Origin of the sequence: Dyadobacter sp. CY343 (assembly GCF_021390335.1) — a bacterium.
GTDB lineage: Bacteria > Bacteroidota > Bacteroidia > Cytophagales > Spirosomataceae > Dyadobacter.
Window position 1 is genome coordinate 182,759 of sequence record NZ_JAJUXK010000003.1, and the last position, 25,992, is coordinate 208,750.

Genomic DNA, 25,992 nt, shown 5'->3' on the forward strand with positions numbered 1-25,992 from the left:
ACCTGCAATACATAAAATTGGGAACTGTGATTAAAAACGTCTTATGCAAATGAAAGGCATTTAGATAAAAATCTCCTCAAAAATGACCTGCTCTTATCGCGACGTTTTCGTTAGTTTTTCGATCCTTTGGGAATTATCGCTATTATTAAGGCATGAAAACTGAAAAAGAAAAGATGCTTGACGGAGAGCTCTACCTCGCTCTCGACCCAGAATTAACCGAAGAAAGGACGCGGACGCGCCTGCTGCTTTTGGAACTGAATAATGGTCGTGAAGATGAACCGGAGAAAAGGGCCGAACTTCTGAGGCAGCTGATTCCGAACGCAGGCACCGACCTCTGGTTGCAGCCGCCATTCTATTGCGACTATGGCACCAATATGATAGTAGGTGATCGGGTTTTCTTTAATTTTAATTGTGTAGTGCTTGATGTTACTTATGTCAAAATAGGCAGCCGGACGCTGTTTGGGCCGAATGTGCAGATCTACACTGCGACACATCCGATCGACGCAGTAACCCGCGCTTCCGGTGTCGAATTTGCGAAACCGATTACGATTGGAGAGGATGTTTGGGTTGGAGGAAGCGCAGTAATTAATCCCGGCGTGACCATCGGCGACCGTACCATTATTGGTGCCGGAAGCGTGGTAACAAAAGATATTCCGTCCGACGTATTTGCCGCCGGAAACCCCTGCCGCGTGATCCGGTCTCTGATTCCTGAATAAAAATTTGATGCGGGTCAGACTTGTCTGCTTACAATTTCCCTGATCCAGATCGGTGCAAAAGGAGAGGTGCAGCCTTTTGAAACGGGATAATCCCTGAAAATGCCGAGGCGCTCGCCGATCTCGATGGCGCGGCTGCGGTGCTCGGGAAAATGGATGCCGATGTTGGCGAGTGTATTGTTCATAGTCCACTGTACTTCCGGTGCCGCTTTGGGCATTTCGGCTTCCAGTCTGTCGAGCAGCGCGGGAAGGTTCAGCCTGTCGGGGTTCCGGGAAACGCAGCCGCTTGTCAGGCTCCATCCGGCGCGGGCCAGCATTACATTCTTCGAATTCATCCAGCCTTCCCGAAGTGATTCATTATCAGCATAATCCTTTACCACGTAGGAATATAGCCAATCCGCTACCTGCGTGTAGGGTTCAGATTCAACCATTTTTGTCAGTTCTTCCTTCGATAGTTTGGCCGGTTTGATGATCAATGTAGCCAGGAGGCGCGCGTCGATATTATCTGTTTTCCAAAGTTCCAGTGCGAGCGCGTGATCCGTTTTGATCTTTTTTGCGACGGTACGGATATCACCCATTTTGAGGCCGAACTGATTCGAACGTGCACCATGTTTCGTATTAAACTCCCGCATCTTTTCACTGCCGAGCGATTCAAGTTGGGTCAGGGTTTCGGATAGGGTCATGGTGTTTTTGGGGTGTTATTTATTCTGATTATCAGTTAACTATGAATGCTAATTTGCCACGCATTCTTACACTTTTAGCAGACCCCGGAAACCCCGGGCAGCGTAGTAGGAGTCGGCGCCGTTGTGGTAAATGAAAACTCTGCCGAAGCGACGGTCTCCGAAAATTGCGCCACCCAATTTCCTGATATTAGCCGGTGTTTGAAGCCAGCTTGACGTTTTCAAGTCGAACTCGCCCAGTTGTTGCAATTCAATGTATTGTTCTTCTGTCAACATTTCAATCCCCATTTCGGCAGCTGCGTCCATGGCAGTATTTTCCGGCTTATTCGCTTTTCTGGATTCCCAGGCAGCGCGATCGTAGCACCAGCTTCTGCGTTCCTTCGGCGTCTCCGCAGAGCAATCGCAGAATAGGAATTCATCCGTTTTTTCATCGTATCCAATCACATCAGGCTCACCGCCAGTGACTTCCATTTCATCGAGTGCCCAAAGCTTATCCGGCTTGGCTTCCAGCTTTTCCTGCACCTTCGCCCAGTCTATACCTTTGTGGCGATTCTTATTTTTCTCAAAACGGATTTTCAGAGTTTCAATAAGCTCCGCGCTCTGTTCAGAAGATAACTGTTTCTTATTTTTCATGATCGGATAGATATTCGTGCAAATTCGTGTATTCGTGGCGTGAATTTTTGCCACGAATGCACGAATACACACGAATTTAAATTACAAGTCAACTGTGTTTGGATTTTACCTTCTATTACTATCTGTTAACCGGTAGCAACTTCCGGTCGGCGGGCCTGAAATACCAGGAGACCACTGTCAATACCAGTAATAATACCGGCCCGAAAAACTCTTTGGCACCGTCGCCTGCGGCAAAGTGGGAAAAGATAGCTCCCGACATCGCGATGAAAAAGCCTGCGTAAGCCCATTCCTTCACTAATGGAAATTTCGGCACGAGCACGGCGACCACGCCGAGCATTTTCCAAACGCCGAGAATCGTCAGGAAATAGAGCGGGTAACCCAAATGTGTCATCAGATCGACTTCTTCTTTCAGGTGGATCAACTGAACAATACCGCTCGATACCATACCCAAACATAGCCAAACCGTAGCGACCCAATAGATGATCTTATTTCTTCTAGACATAACCGGCTATTTTAAATTGTTTACAACTTCCTGTAATCTATTATGCGCCATATTTAGACCTTTTGCAAAAGGCATTTGCAGCATTTGGTCCCGGAGTTCGATTGATTTGTAGATGATCTGCATAGTCAATTTACTTGTTTGATCGGTTAGTTTTTCAAATTCCAGAAATTCAAGTTGTACAGCAAATTGCATCCCCGAACCGGAAGTATTTTCCATTTCAAACGTGCGCGTGATTTTCTCATTCCGAATAAATTCCGGAAACACACCATTTGCGCGAAATACAACATTTCCCTGCGGATCAGACGTTTCGAACTGGTAAGCGCCGTGTTTTTTACTTTCCAGTTTCAGCACATTTGTTCCCATCCATTGCGCAAAAATTTCCGGCTCTTCGTACGCTTTGAATAGCAGCTCCAAAGGCAGGTCAAACTCCCGCGTAATAATAATTTCCTGTCGACCGTCTTCTGCGTGAACTCTGGTTTTTCTTTCCATTCATTAGCTATTTTTCAGGTTTATAATTCTTCATAATTGCTTCCAATTTATTGAATCGATCGTCCCACATATTGCGAAATGGTTCTATAAAATCGGCTACCTCTTTCATCTTTTTCGCATTGATGTGGTAATACACTTCTCGGCCGCTCTGGTGCTGTTGCAGCAATTCACATTCGGTCAGTATCTGTAAATGCTTGGAGACCGTAGGCCGGGCAGTATCAAAATTGGAAGCAATTGCACCGGCCGTCAACGCTTGTGAAGCAACCAACATCAATATCGCCCGCCTCGTAGGGTCGGCAATCGCTTGAAAAACGTCTCGTCTTAAATTCATTATGTAGCTATTTGGCTACGAATATATGTGTAGTCATTTGACTTCGCAAATTTTTTTGGTAGTTTTTTGAGGGCGATGTGCATTTACCCTAAATCCCTGAAGGGACTTCTGCGTTTTTCCTGGCTGGTGCCGCTACCGCAATTAGCCCCCTCCCAGGGGGTTGGGGGTAGCGTTTTTCATTTACCCTAAATCCCTGAAGGGACTTTTGCGTTTCTCCTTGCAAGTAGCAAGATTAGCCCCCTCCCAGGGGGTTGGGGGTAGCGTTTTTCATTTACCCTAAATCCCTGAAGGGACTTTTGCGTTTCTCCTTGCAAGTAACAGGATTAGCCCCCTCCCAGGGGGTTGGGGGTAGCGTTTTTCATTTACCCTAAATCCCTGAAGGGACTTTGCGTTTTTCCTAGCAGGAACAATGAGTAGCCCCCTCCCAGGGGGTTGGGGGTAGCATTTGCCCTAAATCCCTAAAGGGACTTTCTCGTTTTTCCTTGCAAGTAGCAAGATTAGCCCCCTCCCAGGGGGTTGGGGGTAACTTCTTTCATTTACCCTAAATCCCTAAAGGGACTTTTGCGTTTCTCCTAGTAAGAACAACGATTAGCCCCCTCCCAGGGGGTTGGGGGTAACATCCCTCACTACCTCAGCCAGCAACCATACCAGCAAAAAATTCCGGAAATTCAATATGACGATCATGAGCAACTTCATTTCAATCAGACCGTAATATTGACCGGGGAAAATGATGACGGTTAGCATTAACGCGAATGCGAAAAGCAGGTAGCTTTTCTTATTACAGAAAGGAATCAGTGGCAACAGCGAGACAAGATATTGGGGAGAGAATACTTTATTTAACAGGATGAAAAGTAGCGTCTGTAATAGAAGTGCCTGGATTAATGTCTTGATTTTTACGTGTCCGCTACGTTTCGTTTCCCGCAGAAAAACCCAGATAATAAAGCAAAGCATTGCTATAAATGCAACCGGCGTTAGAAACTTTACAATTTGCAAAGCATAATCTGACCAGGCGCTTTCTAAATGGAAGGCGCCGTAATTATGGATGATTTGAATATCCAGAATTCCGGCTTTCTGAAATAGTAATAAAATACCACCAGCTACACTTTCCAGATGAATACCTCTCAGTAAATGGTTGCTCAGAAAATCATCAATCGCATTATTGCCTATCCAAAAGAATGTAATTACAATGAGCAGGAGAATAAAAGTAAATCCGGCTGCATGAATGAATAGTTTTTTGAATTGCCGGTTAAATAAATAATATAGGCCCAGGACAGGAATCATCACCAATGCGTACAATTTCGTGGCGATGGAAATCATCATAGCTGAGGCAGAGATAAAAGGATTTCCAGCTAAATAATAAAGTGTTAGTGCAGTTAAAAAAGAAGGAAACGGATCAAAACGGAAGAGGAAAATCGGCAGTGATAGCAGCAATACGCCCAGGTATCTGTACGCAATGATTTTATGATTATTCTTTTCTATTTCAGCGACCAAATATCCGGCTGCAAGTCCGAGTGTTATATTCTGTGCGGCGAACCAAAAAATATAGCCATTTAACGTGCCGGTGAAAATGCGGTTCAGGAATTCTGGAATAATGACCGGAATTAATGCCAGGATTGGATATTCAATTTGAAAATCCCGGTAAGGAACCTGCCCGTCGAGTATCTTGGAAGCGGCACCATAATACAATGTTAGATCCGTAAAATGGCTTCCGTGCCTGGCATACAAATAATGCATTTCGAGCGCCAGATATACCAGGACAAAAAATGCAAGGAGATATTCAAGCGGCGAAAATTTTGCATTCTTGAAACGTCTTAGCCAGTTGCCCGAAGGATTATCAATGTTTGCCATGCTTTCGAAATTGCGCTAAATATAGCGACAGACCTATTTCAAACTTGTTATTGATTAGCGTTTTTTTGCTATCTATTTAAAATTAATGCAGTGCGCAAAGTAGGAGCACGCAGCATATTGGTTTAAATAAGTGTCTATTCGTCAGACGTTCCCTGGTTATTTACTACAAACATTCCATCCCATGAAAAAACACTTTTCCTTTGCATGTATTATGTTTTTTGCGATGCTCGTATTTGGCTGTGCCGAGCGGGAAGTTGGCACTCAAAATACGAAGCTGAATAAAGAAGAAGTTTATAACCTGATGTTACTCCGGACCCCTTTTTATGTGTCAGCGGCAACGAGGGAAAGTAGTAGCGGAACGGAGGATCTGATGCTGGATACGTTGTCCAGGATTTACCAAAATAATGTATTCTTCGTTTTTTATGAAGATTATGTCAACTTTTATGCCGGTACGCCTACTGAGAATGACACAATTCCTGCCACAGCGCGCGCATTTACATTAAACTCCCGGATCTCACTTCCTACCAATATTACCCACAAATGGGATGATGAAAAGGGAACGGTATCCCTGAAATTCTCGGGTGTTTCCAGCTATTTTCCAATGCTGCGCGACAATCAAACCGCCTATCTCGACACAGAGAGCTTTAACCTCACTGAATCCTATAATCCAGCTTCCGGCGGTGTGCCTCCTAGCATGAAATTCATTTCCAAAGAAAATGATCCGAAGCTGGGCGAGGTTACCTATACTTTCACACTAAAACCGATGTGGATGTATTACAAAGACCCTAGTCAGCAGGTTTTTGCAAACTACGTTGTTTATTGATCCGGGATTAGGCGGAGAAAGCTTATTTATCAGCCAGCATTCGCCGGAGGTATTTCGCTGCTTTGCCCAGGGAGCCTAATTTTTCTGACAAAGTATCGATCAGCGCGCTGTCTGCCTGCTCGATATCATTCATATTAATGCCCGATTCAAGCTGTTTCGGATAGATCAGGATCAGGCTTTGCTGGTCAAATCTGGTAGAAAGGTAATACGGTAACTTTTCGAGCTGAGAAAGGTATGACGGAGAGCCTTTTCGTGCTGAAATAATAACAAAAAGATCGTCGATCCTGAGTTCTCGGGAGAAGATCAGGAAATCGTCCCAATCTGTAAAAACAGTGAAATGTGCCTCGATAGCGCCACTTTTTCGCGCAATAGCACTTCTGGTAAATTTGATCGTTTGTGGGGAGGCGTAGAAATGAATGGGCATGGAACTCATCCTGGACAACGCTACCAATTTGCCCAGCCAATGTAAAAAGCCGGGCTCGTTGCTGGCCGCAGGCGGTATCGCCACGACGATCCGGTTGAGCGTATTGAAAGGCTGCGCCGGTTTGTAAATATAAATGGTTTCAAATACCCGTTTCACGATGTTCTCGATCTTCGGACCCAGGAACGTTTTGTGGTCGGTTTCCTGATGCAGCCCGATTACAACATCGGTAATGTGCTGTTCCTTAATAGTATATGTAATTCCATTGCTGATATTCGTGTCATAGCGCGTCAAAGGCACCAGCAGATTTTCGGAAGAGCTGGCGTGGGCGACGGCTTTGTTCAGGATCTTTTTACCGTGAGAGGCGGAGTCGTTTTTCTGGTCCTCGTCCGTCACAATATGCAGTCCGTAGAGTGGCACCGCGCTGTGTTTGGGTTTCAGCATGATCCCGAAATCGATCATATCCGCGATCATATCGGGGTAGGAGAGGGATACCAATATCTTCTCGTCGCTTAATGCGTCGGTGTCTGCCGACGCTTCCTCCTCCTGGGCCAGCGCCAGTTTTTTCGAAGCCTTTTCAACCACAAACGAACTTACCCCGCAGCTGACCAGGATCAGGACGATCGTTCCGTTCAGCACGTCTTCATTCAGCAGGCGGATCGGCTCGCCAAGAGCAGTTTCTCCAACAATGATATTATACCCAACCAGGATAATCGCCAGGGTTGCGGCTGCATGAGATGAACTCAGCCCAAATATCATTAACCCTTCGTCGGAAGAGAGTTTGAATACTTTTTGGGTGATCCAGGCTGCCAAGTACTTACTTGCGAGCGCGATCAACAGGATTATACCCGCTACTTTCAATGCACCCCAGCCTTTTACCAACACACTGACATCCACCAACATACCCACGCTGATCAGGAAGAAAGGAATAAAAAGTGCATTGCCGACAAAGTCGATCCGATTGTTCAATGCGGAGGAATGCGGGACAAATCTATTCAGCACCAAACCTGAGAAAAAGGCGCCGATGATCGCTTCAACTCCTGCCAGCTCAGCGAGAAAGGAGGCGAGAAAAACCATCGCCAGCACGAAAATGTATTGGGATATACTGTCGTCAAAACGCCTGAAGAACCACCGGCAGATAACTGGGAACAGGAGCAAGACAACTAAAAGAAAAACGACAAATGAAAATCCAAGCCTAAACCAGAATGCCGGCGAAACGTCCCCTTTCGACATACCGGCAACACCGGCGAGAATAAGGAGTGCGAGAATATCGGTGATCATCGTGCCGCCGACAGTCATATTGATCGCCCGGTTGCGGGTTACGCCGTATTTACTGGCAATCGGGTAGGAGACCAGCGTGTGCGTAGAGAACATACTGGCCAGCAAAAGGGACGAAAGAAATCCGTAGCCCAGTATATAGTAACTCGCCAGCGTGCCGGAAACGAGCGGTAGTACAAAGGTTAACAGTCCGAAAACGGCGATCTTGTTCTTGTTTTTCCTGAATTCGGCCAGGTCAATTTCCAGTCCGGCGAGGAACATAATATATAACAGCCCGACGGTACCAAAGAGCACGATACTGCTGTCCCGGCTCAGCACATTCAGTCCGTAAGGCCCCACGATCACCCCGGAAATAATCAGCCCGATAATGTGCGGAACCTTAATCCGGTTAAAAAGGATCGGTGCAAAGAGGATTATAAAGAGCACCACCGAAAAGATGATGACCGGATTTTTAAGGGGTAGTGAGAGATCGAGTAGCAGTAAAGAAATCATACGCACATGTTTAGATTCATTTCTGCCTTTCAGCAGTCAGGGAATAGCGGATCTTGCAATCGGTGCGATCCACCTCGCGGGTCCCTTCCAGCTTTTTGTCTTTTAATTCCAGCCGCAATCGCATCACCGATTCCGAGCCTGGCTGACCATTTGAAGCTTCCAGCCTCATTTGGGAGAAAGAACCGTTGTAGATGCGGGAGAGTTCGCTGCCGGTGAAAGCATTTACGACCAATGCATTGTTTTGGTAAGAAATTTCCCAGGTTTCCGTCTTGGAATCGCCTATGGCCGAGCCACTGCAACTGGTTTCGGTGCATCGCATTTTCACGACCCACTTGCCCGTAATCGCTTGTGCCTGGAGAGAATCCATAGTCACCGTGGAATCTTGCTGCTGCTTTTTCTTTTTTTCCAACAGTTCTTTTTCGAGCAACGTCAGCTGCTGTTGCCACTCCATCAGTTTTTGTTCTGTTCTGGTGATCTGCGCTTCCCGCTGTGCTAACTTTTGCTCCTTTTCTTTGTAACCGCAACCTTGCGTGAAAGCGGCAAATACCAGAAAAAATAGGGTCCATCTTTTCATCTGCGTCCGGATTTTAATTGCATAAGGTAATCGAATAAAGCCGAAATGTCCGGGTTAAACAAAAAACATCTGGTGTCCAAAAGCGGAACCAGATGTCGGGTAAGGGTTTATAAGAAAAATCTGTTTATGCTGGGCTAAGATTTTTTCTGAAAAATTGCCAGATGATCGGCAATACAGACAGGAGGATAATGCCCATGATGACTTTCTCGAAATTGTCCCGCACAAGCGGAATGCTGCCCAAAAAGTAACCTGCTACCGTAAGTCCGATCACCCAAAGCAATCCGCCGACCACGTTGTACTTGAAGAAAACGCGATAGTCCATCACAGCTATTCCTGCTACAAATGGGGCCAGGGTACGTACAATTGGCACGAAGCGTGCGATCACGATCGTCGACGGACCGTATTTTTCGTAAAAGCTATGCGTATGAGCAACGTGCTCCGGCTTGATCACCGGCCTGCCAAACAGCTTCGTCCGGAGCGCCTGCGCACCGAAACGTTTTCCCAACAGGTAATTACAGGTATCGCCCAGAATTGCAGCAACCAACAACAGGCCGATGATCAGCCAGATATTGAGCGACTCCGAGTACTTCGCGGCCATCATACCAGCTGCGAAAAGCAGCGAATCACCTGGAAGGAAGGGCATTACCACTACACCCGTTTCAATAAAAATGATGAGAAACAGGACCAGGTACGTTAACGCGCCGTAATCTTCAATGATCCGGCCGAGATGCTGGTCCAGGTGCAGGAAAATGTCCGCTATTTGATTTAGTAATTCCATTTGGTTAATTATAAGGCAATTGTCAATACGCAGAATACAATGTAAACTGAAATCAGCGCCAGGGCACAAAGCATCACGAAGAGCAAGTTATTCCGGCGTCTATCCTTGTCACTTTCTGTTACCACGGTTTCCATTGGTTTGTAGTTTAGTTTAATACACTCTGAGGCTCCCGGCCTCACCCGGCACTCTGTATCACATCCAGTACTTTAAACCTTTTCAGCCCGGCGGGCATTTTCCACTCCACAGTTTCTCCCTCACAAAGCCCGATCAGCGCAGCGCCCATAGGTGTCAGCACAGAGATTTTATTTTGCCGGATATCCGCATAAGCCGGCATGACGATGGAGAATTCCATCACCTTGTTCGTCACCAGTTCCTTCACAGTCACCTGCGAATTCAGTCGAATGCTTTTGGCGGGCAGCTCATCGTTTTCTACTACAATAGCCCGGTTGAGCTCGTAGGATAGGGACATTTCATTGACATTGGTCCCCGAAAAATTTTCGGCGAACTGTTTCAGCATCCGGAAATCTTCTTCACAAAGTATGACGTGGTTTTTCTGGTTAGTATTCATGATTTTCACTGTTTAAAAAACAAAAAATTCCCCGGCTCGCGTCCGGGCGGGCAGGGTAGGTAAACGAGAAGAGTTGTTAGAATTAATGCATAGAACCTATTGCAGACCAGACTTGCTGAACGAAGAGCCTTTCCTGACGTGACACACCCTCCTGTCCTTTTGCCACGCGGTTCAATATATTCAGGAACCGCCTCTTGGTCAGGTCATTAAGCGTAACAGACTGCCTCAACTGCTGACCTGGGGTTTGTCCGAGAATGATCATATTCTCCTGGATAAAATGCGCATATACCGGCAGATCCGACTGCTTACCAATGCTATTATCCGCGTCTGCGTTAGAAATTTGCTTGTTCCTGAACACGTCGTCGACTTTGGACAATGCTTTAACAATCGTAGCCAAGCCCTTAGATATAGGTGTTGAATGCATCGGAAATCAGATTTATGTTGATGAATCTAGTCTGTGTCTTTTACTAACTAATATTTTGATTTTAAGCAAAATAGCTGGTAGCCAGCTGATGAAAAACCTTCTCGTCCAGCTTGTAGCGGTCATTCAGCGTCAGGCTGCTGCGGGCGTTGAATAATGCGTAATTCACTGCATTATAGATGAGCCAGTAGGAAGTATCCGTGCCCAACATCCGTTCTTCGAGCCTCAACCTTTCATGCGCCTGCTTGGCCAGCTGCACGGGTATCGGCAATTTTTTGAACAAGTTTTCATCCGTTCTGCCTACGGTTTTTTGTTGAAAATGTTCGTAAATGGTTGCTGTTAAAGTCGTTTCCGGCCTGATCTGTTTCGACAGCAAATCGTACAACTGCTTCTGAAAAAGCTCGGGCGTTTGCTTGGCATGATGCATTTTCCGGACTTCCTGATTCTTCTGCGCGTCTTTCGGCTGTGCATTCTTTGCATTCGCAGGCTTCTTCTTATCCTTTGTATGGGGTTTTAAAAGCCAATCCTGGTAGGCGGGCAGCTCGCCAAAAGAATCGGCCCAGCCCATCAGTCCATTTTTGCAAATGTCTCTGTATAAGCTGCTTGCGGGTGTCAGATCCTGATTGAACATCGCCGTAAAAGTCTGTCCCTGCACGCTGAACGGGGTTTTACCATTATAGCTGTTTGTCAAAATCAGACTCCTTTGCAATTTTTCCTTTCCTATTGAAAGTTCGCCGGGCAGAATGATATTTATACTGAACTCACCCGTTTTCGTATGCTTGATTTCGACACTATACCTGTTACCAAAAAGCTTGTCGACCACTTCGCGGATCAGAATATTGGGAACGATCGTATAGTCGGCGCTCTGGATTCCGAATATCGTTTTCCGACCACCCACCGGCTCACCTACAACCAGCTGCTGTCGGTCGGTAGCCATAATATCATATTCAGGCAACAGGTCTGAAAGCCACACCGGATTGACCGGGTAACATATATCATCCCATTGATCTGAGAAGAGAGGCTGTGCGCTGATATAAGTCATTTTCTACTTTTATTTTTACAGTTGTAAATTTACAGGTATAAAAATGAATTTCAAAATTAAAAATGCTTTTCCCAAAAAAGCTCAATTTGTGAATCTATTTTAATATCTAAATAGCTGTAAAGTAACTGCTTAACGAAAATCTGCTGCTATGGAACAATGGTGGTAAACAGATACACGGCGAACAGTACGAGCAGAACAACGCCCTGCATAATGGTCGTCCGGCCGGTTCCAAAAGATAATACCACCGTGAAAAGCGATAAGATCAGGAGCAATGTCGATTTCGTGTCGATGCCGAGGGTGATATTCAGTCCCGTAAAAATCGATACCATGGCCACAACCGGAATCGTGAGGCCGATGCTGGCCAATGCAGATCCCAATGCAAGATTCAGACTGATCTGCAACTTATTCTTCCGCGCAGCGCGAACCGCCGCAGTTCCTTCCGGCAATAGGATCACAGCTGCCACGATCACACCTACAAGTGACTCCGGCGCACCAAGGTCAATAACCCCCTTTTCAATGGCAGGGGCCAGCATTTTTGCAAGTAACACTACCGCCACCAGGCAAACGAGCAATAGTAGCGTACTCAAAATCGCATCCTTATTGGCGGGCGGCTCTATGCCCAGTTCGTTCGTAGGAGTACCGTCGTCGGGAAGGAAATAGGCGCGGTGGGTGATTGTTTGCACCATCACAAATGTGCCGTAAAGAACGAGTGAAATCACTGCCACAAATATGAGCTGACTGGTATTGTAAAGCGGTCCAGGTACGCTGGTGGTGTAGTTGGGCAATACCAGGGTAAGGATTGAAATGGCAGTAAGGGTGACCAATGCAGCACTTACGCCGAACCTACCGAACTTCTGTTCCTGATATTTGACGCCGCCCACGAGCAGGCACAAACCGATTATTCCCGTTAGAATGATCATGATCGCCGCAAAAACAGTGTCGCGTGCCAGCGCAGCAGTTTCCGCTCCGCCTGAGAGCATCAGGGAAACGATCAATGCGACTTCTATAATGGTGATTGCGACGGCGAGTACCAATGTCCCGGCCGGCTCGCCGACCCGGTGTGCGATTACTTCGGCGTGATGTACAGCGGCCAGAACAACCGAGATCAGCGCGGCGGCGAGGAGGAAATTGTATGCGCCGCCGATTTGGAGAACTTTATTCAGGTAATAAAGAACCCACGCGATGAGCGGGCTTAGTAGTGACCAGATTGGCAGGGAAAATCTTAATTTCATAGATGTGTTGAACGAATTTTTTACTTACTTTTTTAAAGCAACAGCAATTTCCGGGCTACGGATTCCAGCTTTTATCAGTTTTTTTAATTTTTATTTCCCCACTATTTGAGCCGATAACTATCATTTTGAAAATTTTTCAGGAAGTTTGGCACCGGCTTTCCTTTTCAGTCTGCAAGTATTTATCGACCATCAACCAGTCATTTAAATGGACAGATTTCAGGAGTACATCGAAATTCGTGGCGCGCGTGAGAATAACCTCAAAAACGTATCACTAAGGATACCCAAGCGCAAGATCACGATCTTCACAGGGGTATCGGGTTCGGGCAAATCTTCCATCGTTTTCGATACCATCGCGACCGAGGCCCAGCGGCAGCTCAACGAGAATTTCAGTATGTTTATCCGGAATTTTCTACCCAAATATGCCCAGCCAAATGCCGACGCCATTGAGAATCTGAGTATGGCGATCGTCGTTGATCAAAGAAGGCTGGGAGGCAATTCGCATTCCACCATGGGCACGATCACGGACATCTCTCCCGTGCTCCGTCTTTTATTTTCAAGAATAGGCGAGCCGCATATTGGTGGTTCAAATGCATTTTCTTTCAACGATCCGCAGGGTATGTGCACTGAATGCAATGGATTGGGTCGGAAAATGGGGGTTTTGGCTGATTCATTTCTTGATATGGACAAGTCGCTGAACGAAGGCGCTGTACAGGTTCCGGTTTTTGCTACCTGGGAGAAAAGCAGCTACGCGAGTTCAGGTTTTTTTGATAATGATAAAAAACTATCGGACTTCACCGAAGAGGAGATGGACCTGCTGCTTTATGGTAAAAATATGAAGTTCAAGATGCAGGTCGGCGGCGGCACGATGAATGCGAGTTACCTGGGCATTATTGAGAAATTTGAAAGGTCTTACATTAAAAGGGATCTCAAAACCCTCAGCGAGCGCACCCAGAAAGCGGTAGCACCTTACATTGCATTGAAACCCTGCCCGGCTTGCAAGGGGGCGCGGCTAAGCCAGGCTGCGCTGGGCTGCAAGATCAAAGGGAAGAATATCGCTGAAATGTCGGCGCTGGAAGTTTCCGAATTGCTTGCGATCATTAAAGATATTAAAGAACCGGTTGCGGCCTCGATGGCGGCTACGTTGTCCGAAAGGTTGCAGCACCTGGTGGATATCGGCCTCGATTACCTGAGTCTCGACCGCGAAACGAGTACCTTGTCGGGAGGTGAATCTCAGCGTGTTAAAATGGTCAAGCATTTGAGCAGCAGTCTGATAGATGTCATGTACATATTCGACGAACCCAGTGTGGGGCTGCACCCGCGCGACGTGCACAGGCTGAACGAACTGCTCGGTAAACTCAGGGATAAAGGCAATACGGTTATCGTGGTGGAGCACGATCCGGACGTGATCAAAGTCGCCGATCATATTGTCGACGTGGGCCCGCATGCAGGTAGTAATGGTGGAAATATCGTTTTTGAAGGCACTTTCGACGAACTGATCCATGCGGATACCCTCACAGGCCGGCATATCAAACAGTCACTGCCGATCAAGGAAAATTCCAGGAAAGCTTCTGGTAAATTATCGGTACTTAAAGCGAATGTGAATAACCTGCACAATGTAAGTGTGGATATTCCGGAGGGCGTTCTTACTGTGGTAACGGGCGTTGCAGGCTCGGGAAAAAGCTCGCTGATCAACCACGTTTTTCTTAAACAACATCCCAAAGCGGTCGTTATCGACCAGTCGGCTGTGGGTACTTCCACGCGTTCTAATCCGGCTACTTATACCGGGGTAATGGATGATGTGCGCAAAGCGTTTGCCAAAGAAAACGGGGTTAGCGCGTCGCTTTTCAGCTTCAACTCGCAGGGCGCCTGCGAAAATTGCCAGGGACTCGGCGTCATTTACACCGATCTCGCATTTCTGGATGGTATCAAAACACCTTGTGAGGTTTGTGAAGGAAAACGCTTCAAGGAAGAAGTACTGGCTTATAAACTCGACGGGAAGTCTATCTCAGATGTTTTGGAACTCACTGTTTTGCAGTCACTTGATTATTTCAAACAAAAAGATATCCGAAATAAATTGCAGGCAATGAGCGACGTCGGGCTCGATTATCTTACTTTGGGACAACCGCTAAGTACTTTGTCGGGCGGCGAGTGCCAGCGGATCAAGCTGGCCAGTGAGCTGCATAAGAAAAGCGGCGTGTACGTGCTGGACGAACCGACTACCGGCTTGCACATGTCGGATATCTCGCATCTGCTATCTATTATGAACCGGCTGGTAGACTCGGGTAATACGATGATCGTGATCGAACATAATCTGGACGTGATCAAAAATGCGGACTGGATTATAGATATGGGACCCGATGGTGGGACAAAAGGCGGAAAAGTAGTATTTGAAGGCACACCAGTGGAGTTACTGAATGCAAAAGGTTCGATTACGAGTCAGTATCTGAGAGGCGCAAATGCGGGAAAAACCTACCAGCAGTTTTAACAAAAGCTTACTATTTCATTTTAACAATAACCAGAATATGATCAGACTGTTTCCTTTCAATAAATGCAAAGTGCCTTTAATCGTCGGTATTGTGGCCTTTTTTGCATTTGCTAATATAAGTCAAGCCAGCGCGCAGCAAGATTTGAAGCTCTGGTACAAACAGCCCGCGCGCAATTGGAACGAAGCTTTACCGATCGGAAACGGGTGGATCGGCGCGATGGTATTTGGCCGGGTGAACGAGGAGTTGATCCAGCTGAATGAGGAGACATTGTGGTCGGGCGGGCCGGTAAACAACAATCCTAATCCGCACGCGTACCAATACCTGCCGCAGGTAAGGAAGGCGCTCGAAAATGAGGATTACAAGCTTGCCGAGGAACTTACCAAGAAGATCCAGGGACTTTTTACAGAATCCTATGAGCCGCTCGGCGACCTGATGATCAGGCAGGAACTGAGCGGTACGCCCACAGCCTACCGGCGAGAACTTGATATTTCGAATGCACTTTCAACTACGACTTTCACGGTTGACGGCGTGGATTATAGCCGGGAGATATTCATTTCGGCAGCCGACCAAGTAATGGTTGTGAAGCTCAAAACCAGTAAGAAAGGTGCGCTCAATTTTACTGCATCTACAACTAGTCCGCTCGTTTACAACAATGTAGTAATAGCCAAAGACGAGCTCGCGATGAAAGGCCAGGCGCCCGCGCACACGGACCCGAACTATATGCAGACGATGGAAATACCTGTGACTTACAACGATCCTTCGAAATGCAAGGGAATGCGTTTTGAGTTGCGGGTAAGAGTGAAAGAATCCGACGGGGAAGTGTCCACCGATAGTGCGGGCGTTCACATTCGCAATGCGAGCGAGGTAGTGCTGCTACTATCAGCGGCTACGAGTTTTAATGGATTTGATAAATGCCCGGATAAGGAAGGAAAAAATGAGGTTGCGCTTGTTGAAAAGTATTTGCAGTCTGCTAACGCAAAAAATTACGACGTTTTAAAATCCGCTCATATTACTGATTACCAGAAGCTTTTCAACCGCGTTAGTCTGAACTTGAATGGAAACCCGGCAGCCGACAAGCCGATGGACGAGCGCCTGAAAGATTATACGGAAGGTGCAAAAGATCCTGCATTGGAGGCTCTTTATTTTCAGTTTGGGAGATATTTGCTGATTTCCAGTTCGCGCCCGGGTGGTATCCCGGCCAATTTGCAGGGAATATGGAACCACCAGGTCCGCCCGCCGTGGAGCAGCAATTTTACGACAAATATCAATACCCAGATGAACTACTGGATGGTCGAAAGTGCAAACTTATCCGAGCTGCACGCGCCGTTACTTGACTTCATCAGCCAGCTGGAAGTGACGGGCACGGAGGCTGCGAAGAATTTTTATCGGGCAAAAGGCTGGGTGCTGCATCATAATTCGGATATCTGGGCTACTACCAATCCGGTGAGCGGCAGCCCGTCGTGGGCCAACTGGCCAATGGGCGGCGCGTGGCTTTGCCAGCATTTGTGGGAGCATTACCAGTTTACGGGTGACAAGGAATTTTTGACCAAAACCGCCTATCCGCTGATGAAATCGGCTGCGCTTTTTTGCCTGGACTGGCTGATTGAGGATAAAAACGGTAAGCTCGTCACTTCGCCTGCAACGACGCCGGAGAATATTTTTATTGATGAAAAAGGATTTAAAGGTTCGGTTTCAGTCGCTACTACAATGGATATGTCCATCATCTGGGACCTGTTCACCAATCTGATCGAGGCTTCTGAAAGAACCGGCACTGATGCCGAATTCAGGAAATTGCTGATTGAAAGACGCAGCAAGCTTTTTCCATTGCAGATCGGCAAAAAGGGGAATTTGCAGGAATGGTACAAGGATTGGGAAGAGGCAGAACCTGAGCATCGGCACATTTCGCATTTGTTCGGACTGTTCCCCGGCCGGCAGATTTCGCCTATTTATACGCCTCAATACGCCCAGGCTGCCCGGAAAACGATGGAGTTGCGCGGCGACGGGGGTACCGGTTGGAGTAAAGGTTGGAAAATCAATACCTGGGCAAGGCTGCTCGACGGCAACCACGCTTATAAGCTTATCCGCGAGCAGTTGAAGCTGACGGGCGTGGAAGGAACTAACTATGCGAAGGGAGGCGGTACCTATCCGAATTTGCTGGATGCGCACCCGCCTTTTCAGATCGATGGGAATTTTGGTGGCACTTCTGGCATAACGGAAATGCTGTTGCAAAGCCACGACGGATTTTTGAATATACTCGCTGCAATTCCCGACGACTGGGCGAGTGGCGAAGTAAAAGGATTGCGTGCGCGTGGTGGATTCGAAGCAGATATTACCTGGGAAAAAGGTACAATAACAAAGCTGATTGTCCGCTCAAAACTGGGTGGAAATTGTCGGATCGGCGTGCCGAATGCATTGAAAATCAGCGGAAAGAAAATGAAAGCTGCTACCGGTGAAAATGCAAATGCCTTTTATAAATCACTGCATACGGGCTCAGAACAAGCAAAAGCGGAGAAATTGATGTTCGACTTCCCTACGGAAGCAGGTAAAGAATATGTTTTGACTGGGAAATAGACAAAGCCAGCTCCTATTAGAGCCACAGGAAAGACAATCAATCCTGTGGCTCCAATGTGAAAATTTCTTCAACAGGCTTGTTGAAAACCTGGGCGAGCTTGATAGCCAGGATCGTAGACGGGACATATTTACTTGTCTCAATCGAATTGATCGCCTGACGCGATACTCCCACTTTTTCGGCCAGTTCAGCCTGTGTTATACGCAGGATTGCCCTCTCGACGCGAAGCGTATTTTTCAAAATTCAATATTATAAAGTTAAATCCTCGTTGGACCTTAATCGGATCATGTAGTAGTACCGTGAAATATAGGCGATCCAAAAGCCTGCAAAACTGACAGATAGGATCGCGGTAAAAGTATTTTCCATTTGGTAGTTTCCGGAAAAATAGAAAAAGCAGTACGTCACAACTCCGACACAAAGCTGCATCAGGATCGCAAACTGAATAGATTCAAGCCGGACCTTGTAGTAAAATTCGTCCCGCTCGCGCGACATGAAAAAGAATAATAAACCAACAGCTACCAATGCGATAGAAGTGTATTCGAAGATTGCATTGATCTGCCAGAAGTTGGCCGGGTAGGGGTAAGAGCCGTCGGCGGTGGTATTGCCGGGAGCAAGAATCCTGTAAACATTAATCAACCCTTCCTGGCTTGCAACTGCCAAACCAAGCAGACCTAAAAAGATCATTGCCAAACCACTGGCCTTGAAGCCGGTGGGTAGTAAGAATAATTTGTTCATAGCACATAGTTTAAATTAGGAATAATCAAATGTAATCTAAACATTCCTTAATGTCAACTATGCATTACATTTAGGCGCAAAAAAATTTAGTGATCAATTTGATTAAGCTTCCATAGAACCACGTTTTTCCTGATGGATAGGTAAGCTGATGATGAAACGTGCACCATGGCCCTCGCGACTTTCTGCGGAAATAGACCCGTTATGTTTGTCCAATATCTTCTTTGTAATCGCGAGTCCGATACCCGATCCTTCATATTTTTCTTTGGTATTCAAGCGTTCGAAAAGGGAGAATATCCTTTCCTGATATTGCTTGTCAAAGCCGATCCCGTTATCGGAAATCGCGATCTTACATATTGCCTTGTCGGGTTCGTTGTCGCGTTCCAGCTCATTTACAGCTTCGCAGGTGATTTCAATAACCGGCGGCTCGTCTTCTTTTGAAAATTTAATAGAGTTGCTGATCAGATTTTGGAATACCTGCTTGATTTGTGGTCGGTTGGCCTCTATTTTCGGGAAATTGTCGATTCTAACCTGTACTTTCTTTTCACTCAAAAGTATTTCATAATCTTCCAGCACCTCTTCGACGACATCTTTCAGACTGATCAGCTCGAAATTGCCGGCATGCGTAGAGAGCCTGGAATAATCGAGTATATCTGCAATCATCGTACGCATCCGCTGAGAAGCAGTTATGATCTTTTCCAGATGCTTTTGACTTTCCTCAGGCAGCTCAATCTGATGGTTGTTTTTGAGCATCGTCGAAAATATCAGGATCTTGCGTAAAGGCTCCTGCAAATCGTGGGATGCAACTGAGGCGAATTGTTGCAGGTCATAATTGCTCGCTTCCAGTTCACCGTTTATCTCTTCCAGCCGCCTGTTGTTTTCTTTCAGCAGGTACTGAACATTTTTCTGAAAAGTAAGATCTGTAACGATGATACTTAAAGAGGGACCTTCGTCTAGCTGCAACATAGTAACCGAAACCTGGCAGGGTACCAGCTTGTCATTCCTGCGGATTGGAAGCTCCATTTTGGTATCCTCTTTCCAGCCATTTGTAAATAGCTGCCGGTACAATTGCATGGCGCTTTCCGGCAAAAAATTCTCAAAAGAAGAACCTACTACCTTCGAAAGCGGCTCGTTGACCATCGTCGCGAACATGGAATTGGAGTAGAGGATAACACCAACTTCATTGAGCGTGACGGCTCCTTCATTCATTTTCTCGATAAATACCCTATAAGTCTGATCGGCAGTTTTGAGGGTATACAGTTGTAATCCCTGCTCACCGTCGTTCACCACGAGCGCGTCTACCTGTCCCGTCCGAATGGCGGTAATGGTATCCGTAGCTTCCTCGAGACGCATTGTAAGCTCGCGGTTTTCTCTGACCAGTTCCTCGTAACTCTTTTCTGTACCCATTTCAATTTTGTGGAATTCCAAGTCCCCGAAGGACCTTCTCAGTATCCGACATATCTCCTATCAGTCTTCTCTCCGGCAAGGGGCTGATTTTGATCAGCAGTGGCAGGGCGATCAGTTGTTCCTTTTCTGCGCGCCATTTCTCCTGGTGCACGTCAACAATTTCCAGTGTGTATCTGTCTTTAATATATTTCTCGCAAATCTCTTTCAGATTGATGACGGCTCTAATTGAATTCATGGAGGCACCGGTAATAAACAGCCGGAGGACGTAATGTTCATCCTCTTCTTCGTGTTCGCCACCAAAGTGTTGCAAAGCCTCGCTCATTCGAATTTAGCGGCTGGGCGGATATTAAGTCCAACCAGCACTTTTTCTTCATTTGAAAGATCGCCTATAATCTTCCGGATCGGTTCCGGTACTTTTTTAACCAATGTCGGTATGGCCAGTATCTGGTCACCTTCTGCCAGTTGCGGGTGAACGAGCAAGTCTATCACCTCGATCACATATTTGCCTTTCAGATGTTCCTCGCAGTACCTTTTTAAATTAGTAAGCGCGGTCACTGACCGTGCGGTCTTTCCTGCAACATATAGCCGCAGCTCCCATAATTCTTCCTGTTCTATTTCTTCCATATTGTATTGGTTATGAAGGGTTTATTATTCATCACGCTTTTGAGTCATTTGACGGCGGTTATCTTCCATGATGTTCTTTTTAAGATCATCTTCGATATAACTCTTGTTAAGCTCGTCTTGCAGCGACTCGAATTCTTCTTTCAATGATGAAATCTTGGATTCCAGCACCAGTCGTTTTCGTTCTATTTCCCGATCCTTTCTAGTCACAGCGTGATCACGAAGGGCTACGCTTGTTTTTTCAAGAAGCAATTGGGTCTCCCGCGCTGAACCCGTCAATACGCCCTCCGGACCAAGGAATACTTCTACCAGTTTCAGTCCTTCGTCCGATATCACAAATTCTCGTACCTGATTCGAATGCTTCATTCCACGGGATTTCATCACATATAGTCCGCGGTTTCGCTCACCGTTTAGTTCAATATCCCGCACAAGCAGCCACGCATCGACCAGAGAAGATATACCTTCGTCGGTTTGTTCGGTTTTGTTGTCGTTATAGGCAAGTGCAGTAAACATCACCGTGATCTGCGCAGCCTGCAAGTAGTCGATTAGCCGGGTAAGCAAACTCTTAACTTCACTTGCGGTACCTACCGTGATCAGGTTTGTAATCGGGTCGAGCACGATGATGTCCGGTTTGAATTTGTCTACCATTTTGGTGATCGATAGCAAATGCATTTCCAAACCATTCAACGTAGGGCGCGAGGCGCTGAATTGTAAAAGTCCGTTGTCCAGATGCTCCTGCAGATTCACATTGATCGAGTGCATATTCCGGACAATCTGTTGCGGCGACTCCTCAAAAGCGAAGTAGATGCAGCGCTTTCCATTTTTACAGGCTTCATTGATAAAGCTGCCCGCAATACTCGTTTTTCCGGTTCCAGCTGTACCGGAAACAAGGATACTGCCACCTTTGAAGAAGCCTTCGCCGCCCAGCATTTTATCCAGAGCCGGAATTCCGGATGAAACACGTAAAGAGGAAACTTGATGGTCGAGCCGAAGCGAAGTAACCGGCAACACCGAAATCCCTTCTTCATCGATCAGAAAAGGATATTCGTTGGTTCCATGCACGGAGCCCCGGTACTTGACGATGCGCAGGATCCGGGTGGATATCTTATTTTCTACCCGGTGGTCGAGCAGGATCACGCAGTCGGAAACATATTCTTCCAATCCCTGACGGGTAAGCGTTTCGGCCCCTCTTTCACCAGTGATAATAGCTGTAACTTTCTTCTCTTTCAGCCACTCAAACAACCTGCGTAGCTCAGCACGAAGTATTGCCTGGTTGGTAAGACCGGAGAAAAGGCTCTCGATCGTATCGAGAACAACGCGTTTGGCGCCTAGACTATCTATTGCGTAGCCCAGTCTGATAAAAAGTCCGTCGAGGTTATACTCGCCGGTTTCCTCTATTTCGCTGCGTACAATATGTACGTGGTCGAGCTTTATCAGCTTGTCTTCCTGAAGTTGATTGAGATCGTAGCCAAGCGAAGCGACATTGATAGCAAGTTCTTCGGATTTCTCCTCGAATGCCACGAACACGCCAGGTTCGTTGTATTTCTTTGCTCCGTGAACAAGGAATTCCATTGAAAATAAGGTCTTCCCTGATCCGGCTGCCCCGCATATCAGCGTAGGTCTGCCCATTGGTAATCCGCCCGCCGTAATTTCGTCCAGGCCACGAATGCCTGTTGGTGTTTTTTGAAGAACTTTCATTGCTGATTCTGAGTTCGAGGATTCTGTACTCATCTTAAAGTATTATGGAATGCGATCAAGACTTTTGCGTTCGAAAGCCCAGATAAAAATATCATGCCGCCAAAGCGCCGGGAGGCGGTTTACAGGGGAAGATGTTATTGCAGAAAACGCTGTTTGAGCAGTCCTACCAGATCATTAAATTCATCGAACGTATTTGGCTTGGGCATAAAACTTTGAACGCCAGCCTTATACGCTTTCTCGTAAAGATCCTGGCTGGGGGAGGTTGATATCATCACAACCGGTATTTCAGCAACGTGGGGCATTGCTTTGATCTGTGTCATGGCCTCAAGACCATTCATCTTTGGCATATTCATATCCAGAATGATGAGCGAGACATTCAAATCAGGCTTTTTCAGGAAGTTTATCAGTTCTGCTCCATTCTCAGCTTCGATCACTTTTGCAGAAACCCCGCAGGATCTAAATGCTTGTTGTATAAAAAAGCGATCGTCACTGTCATCATCAGCCAGAAGCACAATATTGTCACTCATCGAGGCGGGGTAAAGTGTGATTTTACAAAAATCACAAAATCCGTACTATTATCAAAATGCGGCAGCGCAACAAAAAAGCACTTAACAATGAAGTTAAGTGCTTTCTGATGAGCCCCCAGTCGGGATCGAACCAACGACCTACTGATTACAAGTCAGTTGCTCTACCAGCTGAGCTATGGAGGCTTTTATTATTTATGATTGCGGTTTCTTATTCCGTTATCATGGTGCAAAAGTAGGCTCAGGGAATATACAAAGCAATATTTTGCCCAATTTTTTTCTAAATTTTTTACAGCTTTCAGATAGCTTCCTGAATAATAATGAGTTGGTGTTTCAGCTCTTCCAGCTGGCCAAGCGCACTATTGATCTTTCTGTCGAATTCTGCTTTCAGTCTGTCTGATGTTTTAGACTTCGCGAAGAACTCAATGTTATTTTGCCAAAGTGCGATGTCATTTTCAAGCTGGGTGATCTTGCGTCGGATGTCGCTTTCTTTTCTGTAAAGCGTGCGCGTGTTATCGCTGTCCCTCACCAGTTCCACTTCACTTTCAAGTACGGCCTGCTCTTTTTCTTTGTTTGAAAGCTGCCCGATAGCTCCAACATAGGTATTAATTGCTGCAATGTAGCGTTTCTGGACAGTTTGCATATCCTTCTTAGGTACAAAACCAATCGAGCTCCATTCGGATTTGAAAGCATTCAGCAAATTCAGTGACGACTCGTCCTTGCTTTTCGCTGCCGCTTCGATCCGCTCGATCAAATCCAGCTTCTTCGCCAGATTACCTTCAAACTCTTCTTCAACTTCTTTGTTCTTTTCCCGTTTCTTGTCAAAATATGCATCACAAGCTTTCTTGAACCGGTCGTAAATAGTGTCTTTATATTTTTCAGGAACCTGACCAATACCTTTCCACTTCTTTTGAAGTTCAATGACCTTCTGTGTAGTAGCTGGATTATCTTCGCCTGCCGCCAGCAACTCTTCCACTTCCACGCACAACTGCGTTTTCAGATCAAGATTCTGCTCTCTTTTCGATTCCAGCTGACGGAAAAACTCACCCTTGTTATTAAAGAAAGTCTTTAACGCAGCCCAGAATTTCTTGCTCAGGTCTTTTCCTTCCTCACGCGGCATTATTCCTTTCAGCGCCACCCATTGATCCTGGAAAGCCATGATCTCTTTGGTTTTCGCATTCCATTCTTTTATGCTGCCAGAGTTGTAGGTAGTAAAAGGAACAATAGCTTCGTAGATTCCGAGCTTCTGTTCGTAGTTTTCCTGCATTGTCTTCTTCTGCTCCGCAAACTGGCCTCTCTGTGCATTATAAAGCACGTCCATAGCCTCTTTAAAGCGTTGCCAAAGTTTTTCCTGTTCCTCTTTCGGAGCAGGGCCGAGGTGTTTATAATCTTCGAAAATGTGGTTAGCCTCGTTCAGGATCTCCTTGGTCATCGGCCGGTTTTCGAGCGATTTGGCCAGTTCTTCCACCTTTTCGCACAGCTCCGATTTCAACTCTGCATTGCGGCGCCTGTCCAGTTCCTTTAATTCGAAATAGATATTTCTGTTGCTGAAATAGCGGTCGATCAATGCATTGTAAGTAGCCCAGAGCGTACCATTATGCGGCGAAGCAATGTTACCCGCGGATTTCCATTCGTCCTGGATCTTTTTAAATTCTTCCCAGCTGGACTTCAATCCCGTCGCATCAGTTTCGCGGCCGCCTTCCTCTTCCAGTAGTGACCGCAGGCGCTGGATTAAGGAAGTTTTTACATTGAAATTCTTCTCTTTTTCTTTTTCCTGAGATTGATAATAAGAGTTTTTCAAACCCTTGATCTCGCGGCTCAGCGAATCTATTTTCTGGGTATCGGCATCATATTTATATTCAAAACCCTCTTCACCGCCATTGTCGGCAATATATGCCTGCAATGCAGTTTCTCTTTCCCTCAATTTGATCTGATCAAGTACCGGACGTATTTCCCTGGAAACAGTTTCTGCCTTTTTGAGCAAGGCAGGTTTTGCACCCTCCTCACGAATCGCAGCCAGCTCATTTTCTAATATGCCAATCAGCTGTTCTTTCGACAATTGGGTGTAATCAACGTCTGGCGCCACCTCCTCATGCTCTTCCGTTAACTCATTGTTAAGATCAATTTCAAGGGTGTCAATCGACTTTTGTGTCAGGTCTTCCTGCTCCTCGCTTTTGACCCCTTCTTGTTGTTCTTGTGCCATCGTGATTCTAGTTTCGTACGTACGTCTTCTCGGATTACAAATCTAACAATCTTTCCCTTGAAATGGCTACTTTTGACGTCCTAACATTGATATATTAGCACCAAATGGATCATAAAATTGCAGGAATTCGCTACGATTATAGTTTGAAAGGTCTCAATGAAGTAGATCTGGATACAAATCCGCTGAAACAGTTTAAGTTATGGTTTGATGAGGCTGTTCTGGCGGGTGTTTCCGAAGCAAATGCCATGCTGCTCAGCACGGTTTCCAACGGCCGCCCGTCGGCCCGGATCGTGCTGCTGAAAGACCTCACCGAGACCGGATTCTCCTTTTTTACAAATTACCAGAGTAAAAAGGGCAGGGACATGGAAGAGAACAATCAGGTGGCACTTACCTTCTTTTGGAAAGAGCTTGAAAGGCAGGTCCGGATTGAAGGAATTGTTGTCAAAACCAGCCCGGAAGAATCGTCTGAATACTTTGCTGTCCGGCCGAGAGGAAGTCAGATAGGCGCGTGGGTTTCGGAACAAAGTGAAGTGATTCCGGACCGGGCTTTTTTAGAGGAAAAAACGAGAGAATTTGAGGATAGATTTGAAGGCCACGAAGTGCCTCGCCCGCCGCATTGGGGAGGTTACCGTGTAATCCCAGAACGCATGGAGTTTTGGCAAGGCAGGCCAAGCCGGTTGCACGACCGGCTTGTTTTTGAAAAAGGAAAGTCCGGTAATTGGAAGATCGAGAGGCTGTCGCCCTAGGTTGCTTTTTTGTCCTAGATCGTCCTTGTATTGTCAGCCTGAGCGTAGTCGAAGGCACGTGCCTTCGACTACGCTCAGGCTGACAAGGCAGAAAGCAAATACTTACTGACAAGGCAGAAAGCAAATACTTACTGACAAGGCAGAAAGCAAATACTTACTGACAAGGCAGAAAGCGAATACT

The 25,992-nt window shown here is 46.4% G+C and carries 26 protein-coding genes and 1 tRNA gene; 5 read left to right on the forward strand and 22 right to left on the reverse strand.

Annotated elements, in window-relative coordinates; all coding sequences use genetic code 11:
- Positions 1-152: 152 nt before the first annotated feature.
- Positions 153-716: a maltose acetyltransferase domain-containing protein gene (locus LZG94_RS09100; protein ID WP_233791600.1), complete on the forward strand. Its 564-nt coding sequence runs from the start codon at positions 153-155 to the stop codon at positions 714-716.
- 14 nt (positions 717-730) lie between these two features.
- On the opposite strand, the gene LZG94_RS09105 is transcribed toward LZG94_RS09100, so the two are convergent.
- The 6 genes from LZG94_RS09105 to LZG94_RS09130 all read right to left on the reverse strand — a co-directional run bounded on the left by LZG94_RS09105 (position 731) and on the right by LZG94_RS09130 (position 5,196).
- Complete coding sequence (locus LZG94_RS09105) at positions 731-1,396, reverse strand: DNA alkylation repair protein (RefSeq protein WP_233791601.1); 666 nt, start codon at positions 1,394-1,396, stop codon at positions 731-733.
- A gap of 66 nt (positions 1,397-1,462) precedes the next feature.
- Positions 1,463-2,026: a DUF4256 domain-containing protein gene (locus tag LZG94_RS09110; RefSeq protein ID WP_233791602.1), complete on the reverse strand. Its 564-nt coding sequence runs from the start codon at positions 2,024-2,026 to the stop codon at positions 1,463-1,465.
- Between the two features lie 118 nt (positions 2,027-2,144).
- Entirely contained in the window at positions 2,145-2,528 is a 384-nt protein-coding gene (locus LZG94_RS09115) for a DoxX family protein (protein WP_233791603.1), read from the reverse strand.
- A 6-nt stretch (positions 2,529-2,534) separates the two neighbouring features.
- On the reverse strand, positions 2,535-3,017 hold the full coding sequence (locus tag LZG94_RS09120; protein WP_233791604.1) for an SRPBCC domain-containing protein: 483 nt from the start codon (positions 3,015-3,017) through the stop codon (positions 2,535-2,537).
- Positions 3,018-3,024: 7 nt separating this feature from the next.
- The gene (locus tag LZG94_RS09125) at positions 3,025-3,348 is read right to left on the reverse strand and encodes a helix-turn-helix transcriptional regulator (RefSeq protein WP_233791605.1); all 324 of its coding nucleotides are present in this window, start codon (positions 3,346-3,348) and stop codon (positions 3,025-3,027) included.
- A 588-nt stretch (positions 3,349-3,936) separates the two neighbouring features.
- Entirely contained in the window at positions 3,937-5,196 is a 1,260-nt protein-coding gene (locus LZG94_RS09130) for a hypothetical protein (protein WP_233791606.1), read from the reverse strand.
- 181 nt (positions 5,197-5,377) lie between these two features.
- Between LZG94_RS09130 and LZG94_RS09135 the strand changes: the two genes are divergently transcribed.
- Entirely contained in the window at positions 5,378-6,019 is a 642-nt protein-coding gene (locus tag LZG94_RS09135; RefSeq protein WP_233791607.1) for a hypothetical protein, read from the forward strand.
- 22 nt (positions 6,020-6,041) lie between these two features.
- Here LZG94_RS09135 and LZG94_RS09140 read toward each other — a convergent pair whose 3' ends face one another.
- From LZG94_RS09140 to LZG94_RS09170, 7 genes are all read right to left on the reverse strand, one after another.
- Positions 6,042-8,210 (reverse strand): cation:proton antiporter, encoded by a 2,169-nt coding sequence (locus LZG94_RS09140; protein WP_233791608.1) that lies wholly within the window; start codon positions 8,208-8,210, stop codon positions 6,042-6,044.
- Between the two features lie 16 nt (positions 8,211-8,226).
- Positions 8,227-8,784: a hypothetical protein gene (locus tag LZG94_RS09145; protein WP_233791609.1), complete on the reverse strand. Its 558-nt coding sequence runs from the start codon at positions 8,782-8,784 to the stop codon at positions 8,227-8,229.
- Between the two features lie 124 nt (positions 8,785-8,908).
- On the reverse strand, positions 8,909-9,562 hold the full coding sequence (locus tag LZG94_RS09150) for a VTT domain-containing protein (RefSeq protein ID WP_233791610.1): 654 nt from the start codon (positions 9,560-9,562) through the stop codon (positions 8,909-8,911).
- A 175-nt stretch (positions 9,563-9,737) separates the two neighbouring features.
- On the reverse strand, positions 9,738-10,130 hold the full coding sequence (locus LZG94_RS09155; protein WP_233791611.1) for a GreA/GreB family elongation factor: 393 nt from the start codon (positions 10,128-10,130) through the stop codon (positions 9,738-9,740).
- Between the two features lie 82 nt (positions 10,131-10,212).
- The gene (locus LZG94_RS09160) at positions 10,213-10,554 is read right to left on the reverse strand and encodes a hypothetical protein (protein ID WP_233791612.1); all 342 of its coding nucleotides are present in this window, start codon (positions 10,552-10,554) and stop codon (positions 10,213-10,215) included.
- Between the two features lie 61 nt (positions 10,555-10,615).
- Complete coding sequence (locus LZG94_RS09165) at positions 10,616-11,593, reverse strand: hypothetical protein (protein ID WP_215236618.1); 978 nt, start codon at positions 11,591-11,593, stop codon at positions 10,616-10,618.
- 146 nt (positions 11,594-11,739) lie between these two features.
- A complete protein-coding gene (locus LZG94_RS09170) occupies positions 11,740-12,825 on the reverse strand; it encodes a calcium:proton antiporter (protein WP_233791613.1) in 1,086 nt (361 codons plus the stop codon).
- A 205-nt stretch (positions 12,826-13,030) separates the two neighbouring features.
- Between LZG94_RS09170 and LZG94_RS09175 the strand changes: the two genes are divergently transcribed.
- On the forward strand, positions 13,031-15,310 hold the full coding sequence (locus tag LZG94_RS09175) for an excinuclease ABC subunit UvrA (RefSeq protein ID WP_233791614.1): 2,280 nt from the start codon (positions 13,031-13,033) through the stop codon (positions 15,308-15,310).
- A gap of 37 nt (positions 15,311-15,347) precedes the next feature.
- Complete coding sequence (locus tag LZG94_RS09180) at positions 15,348-17,882, forward strand: glycosyl hydrolase family 95 catalytic domain-containing protein (RefSeq protein WP_233791615.1); 2,535 nt, start codon at positions 15,348-15,350, stop codon at positions 17,880-17,882.
- Between the two features lie 37 nt (positions 17,883-17,919).
- Here the strand turns inward: LZG94_RS09180 and LZG94_RS09185 are convergent, their stop codons facing one another.
- From LZG94_RS09185 to LZG94_RS09225, 9 genes are all read right to left on the reverse strand, one after another.
- Positions 17,920-18,120 carry a helix-turn-helix transcriptional regulator gene (locus tag LZG94_RS09185; protein ID WP_215236614.1) on the reverse strand — a complete coding sequence of 67 codons (201 nt, stop codon included), beginning with the start codon at positions 18,118-18,120 and terminating at the stop codon, positions 17,920-17,922.
- Between the two features lie 9 nt (positions 18,121-18,129).
- Entirely contained in the window at positions 18,130-18,615 is a 486-nt protein-coding gene (locus LZG94_RS09190) for a hypothetical protein (protein ID WP_233791616.1), read from the reverse strand.
- A gap of 102 nt (positions 18,616-18,717) precedes the next feature.
- Complete coding sequence (locus tag LZG94_RS09195) at positions 18,718-20,019, reverse strand: ATP-binding protein (protein WP_233791617.1); 1,302 nt, start codon at positions 20,017-20,019, stop codon at positions 18,718-18,720.
- 1 nt (position 20,020) lies between these two features.
- The gene (locus LZG94_RS09200) at positions 20,021-20,341 is read right to left on the reverse strand and encodes a circadian clock KaiB family protein (RefSeq protein ID WP_233791618.1); all 321 of its coding nucleotides are present in this window, start codon (positions 20,339-20,341) and stop codon (positions 20,021-20,023) included.
- On the reverse strand, positions 20,338-20,643 hold the full coding sequence (locus tag LZG94_RS09205; RefSeq protein ID WP_215236610.1) for a circadian clock KaiB family protein: 306 nt from the start codon (positions 20,641-20,643) through the stop codon (positions 20,338-20,340). The genes LZG94_RS09200 and LZG94_RS09205 overlap by 4 nt, the downstream gene beginning before the upstream one ends.
- Positions 20,644-20,667: 24 nt before the next feature.
- Positions 20,668-22,338 carry a circadian clock protein KaiC gene (kaiC, locus tag LZG94_RS09210; protein ID WP_233791619.1) on the reverse strand — a complete coding sequence of 557 codons (1,671 nt, stop codon included), beginning with the start codon at positions 22,336-22,338 and terminating at the stop codon, positions 20,668-20,670.
- A 134-nt stretch (positions 22,339-22,472) separates the two neighbouring features.
- Positions 22,473-22,865 (reverse strand): response regulator, encoded by a 393-nt coding sequence (locus tag LZG94_RS09215; protein ID WP_233791620.1) that lies wholly within the window; start codon positions 22,863-22,865, stop codon positions 22,473-22,475.
- A 110-nt stretch (positions 22,866-22,975) separates the two neighbouring features.
- A tRNA-Thr gene (locus LZG94_RS09220) sits at positions 22,976-23,048 on the reverse strand.
- A gap of 112 nt (positions 23,049-23,160) precedes the next feature.
- Complete coding sequence (locus tag LZG94_RS09225) at positions 23,161-25,065, reverse strand: DUF349 domain-containing protein (RefSeq protein ID WP_233791621.1); 1,905 nt, start codon at positions 25,063-25,065, stop codon at positions 23,161-23,163.
- Between the two features lie 104 nt (positions 25,066-25,169).
- Between LZG94_RS09225 and pdxH the strand changes: the two genes are divergently transcribed.
- Positions 25,170-25,811 (forward strand): pyridoxamine 5'-phosphate oxidase, encoded by a 642-nt coding sequence (gene pdxH / locus LZG94_RS09230; RefSeq protein ID WP_233791622.1) that lies wholly within the window; start codon positions 25,170-25,172, stop codon positions 25,809-25,811.
- Positions 25,812-25,992 lie beyond the last annotated feature (181 nt).

Bases quoted from the DNA above. Each gene is read 5' to 3' on its own strand.
- LZG94_RS09100 (WP_233791600.1), top strand. From the start codon at position 153: ATGAAAACTGAAAAAGAAAAGATGCTTGACGGAGAGCTCTACCTCGCT.
- LZG94_RS09140 (WP_233791608.1), bottom strand. From the start codon at position 8,210: ATGATTTCTTTACTGCTACTCGATCTCTCACTACCCCTTAAAAATCCG.
- pdxH (WP_233791622.1), top strand. From the start codon at position 25,170: ATGGATCATAAAATTGCAGGAATTCGCTACGATTATAGTTTGAAAGGT.
- LZG94_RS09160 (WP_233791612.1), bottom strand. From the start codon at position 10,554: ATGCATTCAACACCTATATCTAAGGGCTTGGCTACGATTGTTAAAGCA.
- LZG94_RS09105 (WP_233791601.1), bottom strand. From the start codon at position 1,396: ATGACCCTATCCGAAACCCTGACCCAACTTGAATCGCTCGGCAGTGAA.
- LZG94_RS09115 (WP_233791603.1), bottom strand. From the start codon at position 2,528: ATGTCTAGAAGAAATAAGATCATCTATTGGGTCGCTACGGTTTGGCTA.
- kaiC (WP_233791619.1), bottom strand. From the start codon at position 22,338: ATGAAAGTTCTTCAAAAAACACCAACAGGCATTCGTGGCCTGGACGAA.
- LZG94_RS09205 (WP_215236610.1), bottom strand. From the start codon at position 20,643: ATGGAAGAAATAGAACAGGAAGAATTATGGGAGCTGCGGCTATATGTT.
- LZG94_RS09170 (WP_233791613.1), bottom strand. From the start codon at position 12,825: ATGAAATTAAGATTTTCCCTGCCAATCTGGTCACTACTAAGCCCGCTC.
- LZG94_RS09215 (WP_233791620.1), bottom strand. From the start codon at position 22,865: ATGAGTGACAATATTGTGCTTCTGGCTGATGATGACAGTGACGATCGC.
- LZG94_RS09200 (WP_233791618.1), bottom strand. From the start codon at position 20,341: ATGAGCGAGGCTTTGCAACACTTTGGTGGCGAACACGAAGAAGAGGAT.
- LZG94_RS09195 (WP_233791617.1), bottom strand. From the start codon at position 20,019: ATGGGTACAGAAAAGAGTTACGAGGAACTGGTCAGAGAAAACCGCGAG.
- LZG94_RS09180 (WP_233791615.1), top strand. From the start codon at position 15,348: ATGATCAGACTGTTTCCTTTCAATAAATGCAAAGTGCCTTTAATCGTC.
- LZG94_RS09190 (WP_233791616.1), bottom strand. From the start codon at position 18,615: ATGAACAAATTATTCTTACTACCCACCGGCTTCAAGGCCAGTGGTTTG.
- LZG94_RS09150 (WP_233791610.1), bottom strand. From the start codon at position 9,562: ATGGAATTACTAAATCAAATAGCGGACATTTTCCTGCACCTGGACCAG.
- LZG94_RS09130 (WP_233791606.1), bottom strand. From the start codon at position 5,196: ATGGCAAACATTGATAATCCTTCGGGCAACTGGCTAAGACGTTTCAAG.
- LZG94_RS09165 (WP_215236618.1), bottom strand. From the start codon at position 11,593: ATGACTTATATCAGCGCACAGCCTCTCTTCTCAGATCAATGGGATGAT.
- LZG94_RS09155 (WP_233791611.1), bottom strand. From the start codon at position 10,130: ATGAATACTAACCAGAAAAACCACGTCATACTTTGTGAAGAAGATTTC.
- LZG94_RS09120 (WP_233791604.1), bottom strand. From the start codon at position 3,017: ATGGAAAGAAAAACCAGAGTTCACGCAGAAGACGGTCGACAGGAAATT.
- LZG94_RS09110 (WP_233791602.1), bottom strand. From the start codon at position 2,026: ATGAAAAATAAGAAACAGTTATCTTCTGAACAGAGCGCGGAGCTTATT.
- LZG94_RS09145 (WP_233791609.1), bottom strand. From the start codon at position 8,784: ATGAAAAGATGGACCCTATTTTTTCTGGTATTTGCCGCTTTCACGCAA.
- LZG94_RS09175 (WP_233791614.1), top strand. From the start codon at position 13,031: ATGGACAGATTTCAGGAGTACATCGAAATTCGTGGCGCGCGTGAGAAT.
- LZG94_RS09125 (WP_233791605.1), bottom strand. From the start codon at position 3,348: ATGAATTTAAGACGAGACGTTTTTCAAGCGATTGCCGACCCTACGAGG.
- LZG94_RS09135 (WP_233791607.1), top strand. From the start codon at position 5,378: ATGAAAAAACACTTTTCCTTTGCATGTATTATGTTTTTTGCGATGCTC.
- LZG94_RS09225 (WP_233791621.1), bottom strand. From the start codon at position 25,065: ATGGCACAAGAACAACAAGAAGGGGTCAAAAGCGAGGAGCAGGAAGAC.